The 11830-nt window shown below is 63.2% G+C and carries 15 protein-coding genes; 10 read left to right on the forward strand and 5 right to left on the reverse strand.

All coding sequences use genetic code 11. From position 1 onward, the window contains the following. The first annotated feature begins 84 nt into the window (after positions 1-84). The 6 genes from AB4Z43_RS18910 (at position 85) to AB4Z43_RS18935 (ending at position 5069) form a co-directional block, all read left to right on the forward strand. Positions 85-1065 carry a sugar ABC transporter substrate-binding protein gene (locus tag AB4Z43_RS18910; protein WP_441938716.1) on the forward strand — a complete coding sequence of 327 codons (981 nt, stop codon included), beginning with the start codon at positions 85-87 and terminating at the stop codon, positions 1063-1065. Positions 1066-1220: 155 nt separating this feature from the next. Beyond that, entirely contained in the window at positions 1221-2225 is a 1005-nt protein-coding gene (locus AB4Z43_RS18915; protein ID WP_441938747.1) for an ABC transporter permease, read from the forward strand. Further along, positions 2222-3046: an ATP-binding cassette domain-containing protein gene (locus AB4Z43_RS18920; protein ID WP_019857099.1), complete on the forward strand. Its 825-nt coding sequence runs from the start codon at positions 2222-2224 to the stop codon at positions 3044-3046. Before AB4Z43_RS18915 ends, AB4Z43_RS18920 begins: the two co-directional genes overlap by 4 nt. A gap of 105 nt (positions 3047-3151) precedes the next feature. Next, the gene (locus tag AB4Z43_RS18925; RefSeq protein ID WP_019857100.1) at positions 3152-3463 is read left to right on the forward strand and encodes a MocE family 2Fe-2S type ferredoxin; all 312 of its coding nucleotides are present in this window, start codon (positions 3152-3154) and stop codon (positions 3461-3463) included. 1 nt (position 3464) lies between these two features. After that, a complete protein-coding gene (locus AB4Z43_RS18930; protein WP_441938717.1) occupies positions 3465-4247 on the forward strand; it encodes a TIM barrel protein in 783 nt (260 codons plus the stop codon). A gap of 9 nt (positions 4248-4256) precedes the next feature. Further along, entirely contained in the window at positions 4257-5069 is an 813-nt protein-coding gene (locus AB4Z43_RS18935; RefSeq protein ID WP_441938718.1) for a 3-methyl-2-oxobutanoate hydroxymethyltransferase, read from the forward strand. Between the two features lie 85 nt (positions 5070-5154). Here AB4Z43_RS18935 and AB4Z43_RS18940 read toward each other — a convergent pair whose 3' ends face one another. Both AB4Z43_RS18940 and AB4Z43_RS18945 read right to left on the reverse strand, forming a co-directional pair. Next, complete coding sequence (locus AB4Z43_RS18940) at positions 5155-5985, reverse strand: L,D-transpeptidase (RefSeq protein ID WP_019857103.1); 831 nt, start codon at positions 5983-5985, stop codon at positions 5155-5157. Positions 5986-6158: 173 nt separating this feature from the next. Further along, positions 6159-6818 (reverse strand): haloacid dehalogenase type II, encoded by a 660-nt coding sequence (locus tag AB4Z43_RS18945; protein ID WP_019857104.1) that lies wholly within the window; start codon positions 6816-6818, stop codon positions 6159-6161. Between the two features lie 154 nt (positions 6819-6972). On the opposite strand from AB4Z43_RS18945, the gene AB4Z43_RS18950 reads away from it, so the two are divergent. The 4 genes from AB4Z43_RS18950 to AB4Z43_RS18965 all read left to right on the forward strand — a co-directional run bounded on the left by AB4Z43_RS18950 (position 6973) and on the right by AB4Z43_RS18965 (position 10189). After that, entirely contained in the window at positions 6973-7851 is an 879-nt protein-coding gene (locus AB4Z43_RS18950) for a branched-chain amino acid aminotransferase (protein ID WP_069091732.1), read from the forward strand. A gap of 178 nt (positions 7852-8029) precedes the next feature. Beyond that, the gene (locus AB4Z43_RS18955; RefSeq protein ID WP_019857106.1) at positions 8030-8629 is read left to right on the forward strand and encodes a superoxide dismutase; all 600 of its coding nucleotides are present in this window, start codon (positions 8030-8032) and stop codon (positions 8627-8629) included. Positions 8630-8791: 162 nt separating this feature from the next. Then, positions 8792-9229 (forward strand): c-type cytochrome, encoded by a 438-nt coding sequence (locus AB4Z43_RS18960; protein ID WP_038645548.1) that lies wholly within the window; start codon positions 8792-8794, stop codon positions 9227-9229. 9 nt (positions 9230-9238) lie between these two features. After that, positions 9239-10189, forward strand: a complete 951-nt coding sequence (locus AB4Z43_RS18965; protein WP_441938748.1) for a c-type cytochrome — start codon at positions 9239-9241, stop codon at positions 10187-10189. A gap of 10 nt (positions 10190-10199) precedes the next feature. Here AB4Z43_RS18965 and AB4Z43_RS18970 read toward each other — a convergent pair whose 3' ends face one another. The 3 genes from AB4Z43_RS18970 to AB4Z43_RS18980 form a co-directional block, all read right to left on the reverse strand. Beyond that, positions 10200-11003 (reverse strand): serine hydrolase domain-containing protein, encoded by an 804-nt coding sequence (locus tag AB4Z43_RS18970; protein WP_441938719.1) that lies wholly within the window; start codon positions 11001-11003, stop codon positions 10200-10202. Continuing rightward, the gene (locus AB4Z43_RS18975) at positions 10930-11241 is read right to left on the reverse strand and encodes a hypothetical protein (RefSeq protein ID WP_019857110.1); all 312 of its coding nucleotides are present in this window, start codon (positions 11239-11241) and stop codon (positions 10930-10932) included. The genes AB4Z43_RS18970 and AB4Z43_RS18975 overlap by 74 nt, the downstream gene beginning before the upstream one ends. A gap of 102 nt (positions 11242-11343) precedes the next feature. Then, positions 11344-11733 carry an SET domain-containing protein gene (locus tag AB4Z43_RS18980; RefSeq protein ID WP_027046644.1) on the reverse strand — a complete coding sequence of 130 codons (390 nt, stop codon included), beginning with the start codon at positions 11731-11733 and terminating at the stop codon, positions 11344-11346. Between the last annotated feature and the right edge of the window lie 97 nt (positions 11734-11830).

Raw genomic sequence — 11830 nt, forward strand, 5'->3', positions numbered from 1 at the left:
GCGCAATCGGGAGAGAGGCGCGCATGGAGCGACGAAGCAGCTGTTTTTCTAATCCGTCTGACGACGGCAACCGGGAGGAATGAAATGAAAACGATCACGAAACTGCTGACGGCGATCATGCTTGCGGGCGTGGCGGCAACATCGGCTACGTCGGCAATGGCAGACGGGGCGAAGATCTTCGTCATAGGCGGCAAGGCGGACGATCCGTTCTGGTCGAAGGTCAAGAAGGGCGCCGACGACGCCGGCAAGGTCGCCGAACTGACCGGCGGCTCGGTGACCTGGCTCGGCCCGCAGAACTACGACAATCTCGGCCCCGACGCGGCCAAGCTGATCCGCACCGCGCTCAGCCAGAAGCCGAGCGCCATTGTCGGCCCCGACTGGGTGCCGGAGGCCATGGACGACGCCTTCAAGGAGGTCGTTGCCGCCCGAGTTCCGCTCATCATCTACAATTCCGGTGGCATGGACGCGGCCAAGCGGCTCGGCGCCATGAACTATGTCGGCAATGAAGAATACGCCGCAGGTCTAGGCGGCGGCACCTACTACGGCAGCCATGGTTCCAAGAACGTGCTGTGCGTCAATACTTTGCCGGGTGCCACCAACACCGAAGACCGCTGCAAGGGCATTGCCGACGCCATTACCAAGAGCGGCGGCAAATCGACCCAATTGCCGCTGCCCTCGTCCAGCTTCGGCAACCCGACCGCGGTCGCCGAGGCGATCAAGGCGGCCCTGCTGAAGGACAACACCATCGACGGCGTCATCACCATCAGCGCCGGCGATGCCAACAGCGCAGCCAACGCCATCAGCCAGGCCAATGCCGGCGACAAGGTGAAGCTCGCTTCCTTCGACATGGATGAGACCGGCCTGCAGCGCATCAAGGCCGGCACGCAGATGTTCGCGGTCGACCAGCAGCCTTATCTGCAGGGCTATCTCGCGGTCTCGCTGCTGAACGGCTTCGCCAACTATGGGCTGGACCTGCCGACCAAGCCGGTGCTGACCGGACCGGGGATCGTCGACGCTGCCAATGTCGACGCGACAATGGCTGGTGCCGCAGCCGGCGCTCGCTAGCTTGCGCGGATTGGTGTCCGGCCCATCCGAGGGCCGGACATCATCTGCCCCGCGCCAGGCTCTCCATTGTTCAAGCCAGGGACATTTCGATGACATCCCAAGCCCACGACCAACTCGCCGCGGCAACTACCGCGCCGCTCTCTCAGCGCTCTTCGATGCCCTCGATCGGCAGTCTCGTACGCCGGCCCGAAGTCGGCTCGCTGATCGGCGTGATCGCCGTTCTGGTTTTCTTCTCGATCTTCGGCGGCGCCAACTTCATGTCGTCCGGGGGGGCCGCGAGCTGGCTCAACGTCGCCTCGGAACTCGGCATCATCGCGCTTCCCATCGGGTTGCTGATGATCGCCGGGAATCTCGATCTCTCCGTCGGTTCGATGGTCCCCGCCAGTTCGATGACCATTGCCATCCTGTCGGGCCATTACGGCCTGCCGATCATCGTTGGCATCCTCGCCGCGCTCGGCCTTGGGCTCGCCGTCGGCTTCGTCAACGGCGTGCTGGTGATTCGCACCAAGGTGCCGTCCTTCGTCGTCACCTTGGCCACGCTGTTCGCGTTGGCCGGCCTGACACTCGGCCTCTCGGTCATCCTGTCCGGCAGCACCAGCGTCGCGCTGAAGAGCGGGCCGATCGCCAAACTCCTGTTCGGCGACTATCTCGGCGGCAAGTTCGAGGTGACGCTGTTCTGGTGGATCGCCGCCATCCTGATCGTCGGCTTCATCCTGAATTTCTCGCGGTTCGGCAACTGGATCCTGGCCATGGGCGGTGACGCCGTCAGCGCTCGCAATGCCGGCATACCGACGGACCAGGTGACCATAGCGCTGTTCATGAGCAGCGGCCTGTGCGCCTCCTTCGTCGGCATGTCGCAGGCCATCCTATACAACAGCGCCCAGGTGGCCGCGGGGCAGTCCTTCATTTTCAATTCGATCATCGCGGTGGTCATCGGCGGCGTGCTGCTCACCGGTGGCTACGGTTCGGTGGTCGGCATCGTGCTCGGCACCCTGACCTTCGCCATCGTCAACCAGGGTATTTTCTACACCGGCTTCGACGCCAACTGGGCGAGCCTGATCATCGGTGTCCTGCTGCTGGCGGCCGTGCTGATGAACAACACCTTCCGCACCATGGCCCTGACCTACGCGCCGCGCACCAAACTGAGTGCACGCCGATGACCACGCCTCTGCTCAGGCTGACTGGAATCAACAAGTCGTTCGGCCCGATCGACGTGCTCCACGACATCTCGCTCGAGGTCTACAGAGGCGAGGTGCTTTGCCTGCTTGGCGACAACGGCGCCGGCAAGTCTACGCTGATCAAGATTCTCTCCGGCGTCCACCGCCCGACATCGGGCACGATGGAAATGGACGGCAGATCGGTCGCCTTCGACACCCCCCGCGATGCCAGTGACCATGGCATCGCCACCGTCCACCAGTTCGGCGGCACGTTCCCGCTAATGAGCATCGGTCGGTCCTTCTTCGTTGGCGCCGAGCCGACGCGGCGCTGGGGGCCGCTCACCATCTACGACCGCAAGCGGGCCAACGAGATCGCCGTCACCGAGATGCGTCAGCTCGGCATCACCCGGATCGACGACGGCGATCGCCTCGTCGGCGGGCTGTCCGGGGGCGAGCGCCAGGCGCTGGCGATCGCACGCGCCGTGCATTTCGGCGCCAGCGTGCTGATCCTCGACGAGCCGACAGCGGCGCTCGGCGTCAAGGAGGCGGCGCATGTGCTGCGCATCGTGCTCCAGGCGCGCCGCAAGGGCATCGCGGTGATCTTCATCACCCACAATGTCGTCCATGCGCTGACCGTCGGCGATCACTTCGCCGTGCTCATCAGAGGCTCCAAGGCCGCCGACTTCCGTAAGGGCGAGAAAAGCCGCGAGGCGATCACCGACCTGATGGCGGGCGGCGAGCAAATGGCCGAGCTCGAAGCCGAGATCGAGAGCTTCTCGGCGGCTGATGACGGGCATGCGCCGCGCGGTGCGAGCCATGTATGATCAGCGAAGGTGCCCATCTCCTCCTCCCCGGCATCTTCCGGTGCGGCCGGCGGGATCCCGCCGGCCGCCTTTTCGACCAACCAAAGAACAGACGGCAAAGTGACAATGGCAAAATGGATTGATGCGTGCGCGACCGATGACATCGACGAAGAGGACGTCATCCGCTTTGATCACGAGGGCCGGACATTCGCCATCTACCACAGCCCCGACGATGCATTCTTTTGCACCGACGGGCTGTGCACGCATGAAAAGGTGCATCTGAGCGATGGGCTGGTTATGGAACACAGGATCGAATGCCCGAAGCACAGCGGCGTGTTCGATTACCGGACCGGCGAAGCGCTGCGCGCACCGGTCTGCGTGAACCTGAAAACCTACAACACGAAGGTCGAGGATGGCCGCGTGTACATCGAGGTCTGACATGTCCGATACCTTCACCCTTGCGGCCTGTGTCGAGATGCTGTGGCGCGACCGGCCGATGGAATGGCGCGTCGAGCGCCTCACCGAGTTGGGCTTCCAGGTCGGCCTCTGGAACTGGCCGGACCATGACCTAGCGATGCTGGAAAGATCCGGCGCGACCTTCTCGATCATGAACGGCTACCTCAGCGGCAGGCTTTCCGATGACGAGGGCGCTGCCGAACTGTTGAAGACGGCGAAGGAGACGGTGGCGGTCGGCAAGCGTCTCGGCGTCGCGCGGCTCAATCTGCACGGCACGGGGCTCGGCGAAGGCGGCCTGCCGGTCACTCCTTGCGAGGCTGTCACCGGTGCCATGTGGCTCAAGGCGCGCGACACGCTGAACCGCATCGCCGACCTCGCCGAGGCGGAAGGCGTGACCTTCACGCTGGAGAATTTGAACCTGCCGGTCGACCATCCCGGCGTGCCGTTTGGACGAGCGGAAGACACGTTAGCGCTAGTGTCTGATGTCAACCGGCCCGGTCTGCGTCTCAACCTCGACCTCTACCATGCGCAGATTGGCGAAGGGAATTTGATCGAGCTGTGCCGCGCCTGCCTGCCCTGGATCGGCGAGGTCCAGGTGGCCGACGTCCCCGGACGCATGGAGCCCGGCAGCGGCGAGATCAATTACCGGGGTATCGCCCATGCGCTGAGGGACATGGGCTACCGCGGGCCGGTGGGCATGGAGGCGTTCGCCTCAGGCGATCCTGAGGCCGCCCTGCAAGCCTTCCGCGAAGCTTTCACCATCTGAGGGAACAAAATGGTCAGCAAAAATACCCGGCCCACCGTCGCCGACATCCGCGCCATGAAGGGCCGCGGGCAGAAGATTTCCATGCTCTACGTCACCTCGCTCGAAGAGGCGGCGGCGGCCGACGCGGCCGGCGTCGACATGCTTTCGATCGAGGGCCGCTTCTTCTCGCCCGAGATGCGCGAGGCGGCCGGCCGCTGCTTCGTGCAGGTCGGGCTTCCCTACGGCCCAGCCGGCAATCTGGTTACGGCGGAGGACTATCTGAAAACCGCCTACCATTTCATGCGCATCGGCGGCGACTGCTTCTACTGCGCCGCCTCGCTCGATATCCAGAAGACGCTGTGCGACAACGCCGTGCCGGTCGTCGCCCATGTCGGCCTGATCCCTTCGCAATGCACCTGGACCGGCGGTTTCAAGGCCGTCGGCAGGACGGCCGAGAGCGCGCGTGCGGTGTGGGATCACGTCAAGCGCCTTGAAACCATCGGCTGCTTCGGCGCCGAGCTGGAAGTGGTGCCGGACCGGATTGCCGAACTGATCACCAGAAGCACGCCGATGATCATGCTTGGCATGGGCGCCGGACCGCATGCCGATGCGCAGTATTTGTTCAGCGAGGACGTACTCGGCCACACCTCAGGCCACAAGCCACGCCACGCCAAGACCTACCGCAACTTCGCCGCCGAGTATGAGCGACTGCAGCGCGAGCGCATCGCCGCCTATCGCGAGTTCATCTCCGATGTGAAGACCGGCACTTATCCCGAGCCGCAGCACGTCGTCTCGATCGCCGACGAAGAACTCGCGGCCTTCAGGGCCCCGCTTGGCCTCTGACGGATACCGCCCTTGAAATCGTTTTAGGCTGCGGCACCGACATGCATGGAAGGAGCGGCGACTGTCCGCCGCTCCATCGACAAACTCAGAAGATCGCGTTCGTCACTGCCTTGACCGGTCCGAGCAGCACCGATCCGTCCGGCACGCCGGCGTCGATCGGGATGGCCTTGTGGTTGGCCGTCGCTGCCGCCGCCATCGGCTGGCTGGCGTCGCTGGTCACGATGACAGGGGTTTTCGACGGCACGCGGTCGTAGAGGTCGATGATGTCCTGGTTCATCAGGCGCACGCAGCCCGACGACACCGATTTGCCGATCGACTTCCATTCCGGCGAGCCGTGCAGGCGATAGAGCGTGTCCACATTGCCCTGGAAGAGATAGAGCGCGCGGGCACCGAGCGGGTTCTTCAGCCCGCCGGGCATGCCGCCATTGTCGGCGCTGTATGGCTTCAATTCCGGCTGGCGGGCGATCATCTCATCCGGCGGCGTCCATTTCGGCCACTTCTGCTTCCACTGGACGACGGCGTCGCCTGACCATTCGAAGCCGGCGCGGCCGAGGCCGACGCCATAGCGGATGGCCTGGCCACCCGGACGAACCAGATAGAGGAAATGGCCTGTCGTATCGACGACGATCGTTCCGGGCTTCTGCCCGGTCGGATCGGGAACGATCTGGCGTAGGAACTGTGGATCGATCCTGTCGAAGGGGATGGCCGGCAGGTCGAAGCCGCCATCGCTGACAGCCGCGTACATCGACGCATAGTCGGCGAGCGGCGGCTCGACATAGGTTGGCTGCGGAGGCTCGACCGGTCCTGGCCCGGTGGTGGCGCATGCGGAAACCGCGATCGATGCGGCGCCCAATGCTGCGGCGTTGAGGAAGCCGCGACGGCTCAGGCGATAGGATTCGATTTCGGCTATGGACATGGCTGCCTTCTTTAGGACTCAAATTGCAACAAAGCGTGAATACGCTTGCCGCTATGCGGGTGCCTGACAACACCTGAGGCGATAGGCGGTTCCGATTCTGGCCCGAACGTGGACAAACAAAGGCGAAGCTGTGACTGCTCGCCACTGTTGCGCCAAGGTCACAGCTGGACAGCTCAGGCGGTGACCAGCGCTTCGAGGGTCGGCAGGATCAAGGCCGGCGGAAAGTCCCGGTATTCCTCGGGCTGGTTGGAGCGGTTGATCCACACGGTGCGAAAGCCGAATTTGGTGGCGCCGGCAATGTCCCAGCGATTGGAGGACTGGAAGGACACCGCGCCTGGATAGAGGCGCCAGCCGGTGGCGACCATGTCGTAGACCGCCGGATCGGTCTTGAAGCGCCGTACCGTATCGACCGAATAGATGTCGTCCAGAACATGGTCGAGCGCGGCCGATTTGACCGCCGCTTCCAGCATTTCGGGCGAGCCGTTGGAGAGGATCGCCAGCCTGGCTCCGGAGGCCTTGAGCGCCTTCAGCACGGCCGGTACCTCCGGGTAGCAGTCCAGCCGCCAGTAGGCTTCCAGCAGTTTTGTCCTAAGGCCGGGATCGGCGGAGGGGACTTTGCGCAAGGCGAAGTCGAGCGCCTGTTCGGTGAGTTGCCAGAAATCGGCATAGGCGCCCATCAGCGAGCGCACCCAGGAATATTCGAGCTGTTTGGCGCGCCAGATTTCGGACAGCAACTGGCCGTCCGGGCCGATCCGGTCGGCATGCCGGCGCACGGCGGCGTGCACGTCGAACAACGTGCCGTAGGCGTCGAAAACATAGGCGGCGTATTGCATGGCGACAGTTTTGAGGCGAGGCGGGGCAAGGTGCAAGCCTTGATTGCATCGCGGCCCCGCTGGCCTCAACAAAACTCCCCGATGCCCGTTGACGGCAGCGGCCAAAGCATCATCCAATGTTGTCACACAAGATTGATCGGAATGGGATAACGCGATGACACTGGCGGCAGCGGCGCAATCCGCGACATGGACTTTCGTCGACGGCGACTGGTACGAGGGCAATGTCGCCATTCTGGGCCCGCGCAGCCACGCCATGTGGCTCGGCACCAGCGTGTTCGACGGGGCGCGCTGGTTCGAGGGCGTGGCGCCCGACCTCGACCTGCATGCCAGGCGGGTGAACGCCTCGGCGATCGCGCTCGGCCTCAAGCCGAACATGTCGCCCGAACAGATCGTCGGGCTGACCTGGGACGGATTGAAGAAATTCGACGGCAAGACGGCGGTCTATATCAGGCCGATGTACTGGGCCGAGCATGGCGGCTACATGGGCGTGCCGGCCGATCCTGCTTCGACCCGTTTTTGCCTCTGCCTTTATGAATCGCCGATGATCTCGCCGACCGGGTTTTCGGTGACGGTATCGCCATTCCGGCGCCCGACGATCGAAACCATGCCGACCAACGCCAAGGCCGGGTGCCTCTATCCCAACAATGGCCGCGCCATCCTCGAAGCCAAGATGCGCGGCTTCGATAATGCTTTGGTGTTGGACATGCTGGGCAACGTCGCAGAGACCGGAAGCTCCAACATCTTCCTGGTCAAGGATGGCCACGTGCTGACGCCGGCGCCGAACGGCACCTTCCTGTCCGGCATCACACGCTCGCGCACGATGACGCTGCTGGGCGAGTACGGATTCAAGACGACGGAAAAGACGCTGTCGGTGCGCGATTTCCTCGAAGCGGACGAAATCTTCTCGACCGGCAACCACTCCAAGGTGGTGCCGATCACGCGCATCGAGGATCGCGATCTGCAACCCGGCCCTGTGGCCAAGAAGGCGCGCGAGCTCTATTGGGATTGGGCGCATTCGGCGTCGGCCGGCTGACGCGCCGCTTCGGCCTTTTTGTCGCTGCGCGCTTGGCCGCAGGAAAACCGTGTGACAGTTTTCCGGAACCCGCTTAGAAAGGGAACCGGCGCTTCACTTCCGGAGTTGTTCCAGCTCAATCCAGTCCTATCTTAATCCGGTATCCATACCGGATTTTTTCCACGAGGGAGTACTACCCATGGCTTTTGAATTGCCCGCTCTGCCCTACGACTATGAGGCCTTGCAGCCTTACATGTCGAAAGAGACGCTGGAATATCACCACGACAAGCATCACAAGGCCTATGTCGACAATGGCAACAAGCTGGCTGCCGAGGCCGGAATGGGTGATCTGTCGGTCGAAGAGGTGGTCAAGCAGTCGTTCGGCAAGAATGCAGGTCTCTTCAACAATGCCGCGCAGCACTACAATCACATCCATTTCTGGAAGTGGATGAAGAAGGGCGGCGGCGGCAACAAGCTGCCGGGCGCGCTGCAGAAGGCCTTCGACAGCGATCTCGGCGGCTACGACAAGTTCAAGGCTGATTTTGTCGCCGCCGGCACGACGCAGTTCGGTTCGGGCTGGGCCTGGGTTTCGGTCAAGGACGGCAAGCTGGCGATCTCGAAGACCCCGAACGGCGAAAACCCGCTCGTTCATGGCGCCTCGCCGATCCTCGGTGTCGACGTCTGGGAACACTCCTATTACATCGACTACCGCAACGCCCGCCCGAAATATCTCGAGGCCTTCGTCGACAGCCTAATCAACTGGGATCATGTGCTGGAACTTTACGAAAAGGCGAAGTGATCGACAGTCAGAAAGGCCCCGGCAATCCCGGGGCCTTTCTTTTTCCGTATCGATATCAGTGGCTGCGAAGGCCCGGAAAAAACCATCCGAGGACAGGGAATATTCCGTCCGCCGCATCCGTTAACGTCGTGTCCCAAATCCCTTCATCACGGAGCCAAATGAATGAGAAAGCTTGTCATCGCCATCTCAATGCTCGCCTTCGCCGGTTCGGCGGCCTTTGCCGATCCGATCATCGACCGGCAGGCTCTGATGAAGGAACGCGGAAAGATCGTCGGCGGCTTGGCGAAAGTTGCCAAGGGCGAGGACTCCTTTGATGCCGCTGCCGTGCTGACGCAGTTGCAGGCGCTGCAGGTGAATGCCGAGAAGTTCGACGTCGACGCTTTGTTCCCGAAAGGCAGCGATGCCGGCGACACCACGGCGGGGCCGAAAATCTGGGAAGACACGGCCGGCTTCAAGGCCGCCGAGGACAAGTATCTCGCCAACGTCAAGGCCGCGGTCGCGGCGGCTCCCGCCGATGTCGACGCGCTGAAAGCGCAAGTCGGCGCCATCGGTTCGGATTGCGGCGCCTGCCATCAGGGTTACAGGATCAAGAAGGGCTGATTGCCTGACATGGCATGGCTGAAGAAGCTGGTCGGCGCGGCCCTCATACTGGGCAGCGTCGGCGCGGCCGGTGGTTGGCTGCTGTCGGCACCGGTCAAGCTGGACGCGACGGCCCTGGCGCAACTCGGGCCGGGCGACGCGACCAAGGGCAAGCGCATTTTCTATGCCGGCGGTTGCACCTCCTGCCACGCGAAGCCCGGTTCGCAGGGCGATGCTCGGCTTCAACTGGTCGGTGGTCTTCAACTCAAGACGCCGTTCGGCACTTTTGTCCCGCCCAACATTTCGCAAGACCCCAAGGACGGCATCGGTGCATGGTCGGTCGAGGACCTTGCCAACGCCATGCTCAAGGGCGTTTCACCGTCCGGCGAGCATTTCTATCCGGCCTTTCCCTACGCGTCCTACGCCCGCATGAAGCCGTCGGACGTTGCCGATCTCTATGCCTTCCTGAAGACGCTGCCCGCCGTCGCCGGCAAGGCGCCGGGCAATTCGCTTGCGTTCCCGTTCAACGTCAGGCGTGGCATCGGCTTGTGGAAGCGCCTCTATCTCAGCGACCAGCCTGTTGTTGCCTTGGCCGATGGCGCGCCCGATCCGGTGGCGTCCGGCCGCTATCTGGTCGAGGGGCCGGGCCACTGCGGCGAATGCCACACGCCGCGTAACTTCGCAGGGGGGACGAAGAAAGGCGAATGGCTGGCGGGGGCCGTGGCGGCCGAGGGCTCGGGCATCGTGCCCAACATCACATCGGGCAAGGGCGGCCTCGCCGACTGGTCCGAAGCCGACATCGCCAACTACCTCGAAACCGGCTTCACGCCCAATTTCGATTCCGTTGGCGGCGCGATGGTCGACGTCCAGCGCAACATGGCCGAGCTGACAGCAGGGGACCGGGCTGCGATCGCCGCCTATCTCAAAGCTGTGCCGCCGCACCCGAACGGCTATCCCGCGCGCAAGCAGGCTGCGAATTGAGCGTTCAGGCTCAGACGATCTTTGCCAGTGCGTCGAACAGAGTGAGATTGAAATCCTTGGCGTCGTCGACGATGGCATCGGGTTGTGATGAAAACTTTGCGAGGACCATCTCTGCCCGCGGATCGACATAGAGCCACTGGCCATGAATGCCGAGTGCGAAGAAGGCGTTGCCTGTCTGGTACCATTTGTTGTGGTAACGGCCTTTCGGCAGCCAGCTCGCGGAAGTGCTTTCGGACCAGGCCTTGGAAGAGCCGCCGGTAGTGGTGTCGTTCACCCAGGCCTGCGAGACGATGCGGCGTCCATCGGCGACGCCGCCCTTCCGCATCATCTCGCCGATGCGCGCGAGATCGCGCGGCGTCATGTTGATGCCGCCGCCCGTGCGCGGCGTGCCGGCTCGATCGACCGTGACATAGGCATCCTGCGTGGCGCCGAGCGGCTGAAACAGGCGCTCCGAAGCAAGATCAGGAAAGCGCCGCCCGGAAGCGCCCTGGATGACGAGGCCCAGAACATCGGAGTTGGGGGAGGCGTAGTGATAGACGCCGCCGTGGTCCCCCCGGCCTTTTTTCAGCCCGGCGATGAAGCCGACGACCGTCTCGGGCTCCTCACCGGGTTCGGAGGGGTCCAGCAGGCCGGCCCGGCGATAGCGCGCGTAGGGGCCGCGCGGATCGTGATAGATCTCCTCGAAATCCAGGCTCACCCGCATGTCGAGGACATCGCGGACCCGCGCATCGCCATCTATGTCACCGGCGCAGAATGGCGCCGGTGACATAGATGGCGACATGGCGATGCGCGCCAATCCCGGCGCGGGTCTCATGCGCTCTGTTCTGCGGCACAACGGCGAACCGGTCCTGCGACAGCCACGTCCCTTCGCGCTGGTCTTCGTGCTTGAGCTCGACCGTTCCATGGCTTGGTAGGATGAACATCAGGCAATCGTGCCAGTGCCACGGCATCGCGTAGGCGCCACTGCCGGCCAAAGCCGCGTGCTCCTCGTCGGCCGCGATCAGAAGATCGGCCTTTGCCGTGTCGCGCAGTTGCTCGAATGACCGCAGCATTTTTGGGCTCTAATTTATCAGGACCCAAACTAGCAGCCCAGACAGGGGCCGGGCAATCGAAGTCTCCGGCCCCGGCTTCTAGGGGCCATGCCCATTTTCAGACTAGAGGTGCCGATCGCCGAGGAAATCGAAGCCCGTCTCGAAGAAATGGTTGTAGTTGCAGGTCAGTTCCTCGCCGGGTGCGATGTCGCGCAAGGCATAGGTTTCCTCAGGTGACGAGACATCGCAATTCGGCTCGTCGTCATGGTTCATGTAGCGGGCGTCGTCGGCTTCGAAGACGATATAGGCCGGATCGCGCCGGTCCGGGTAGGAATAGCGGTCGAGATAGTTCTTCACCGGCCCGCTCTCGCCCTCATAGGTCTCGACGTCGATGATCCGGTCGAAGCGGGGGTCGAGCTTCCAGATCAGCGTGCCCTTGGGGATGTGGTGCTTGGCAAAGACGCCAATGCCCTGGATCGGCGATTTGTCGAGATAGACGTCGACGAGCAGCATAATGGACCCTTGTGCGCGTGTGGGCTTCATCACCCGGGAAAGTCGTGCAGGGGTAACGCGCGACCATCGCAATTGCGAGTGGAAATGAGCAATGCGG

It is taken from the genome of Mesorhizobium sp. 2RAF45 (assembly GCF_052115225.1).
GTDB classification, from domain to species: Bacteria; Pseudomonadota; Alphaproteobacteria; order Rhizobiales; family Rhizobiaceae; genus Mesorhizobium; species Mesorhizobium jarvisii.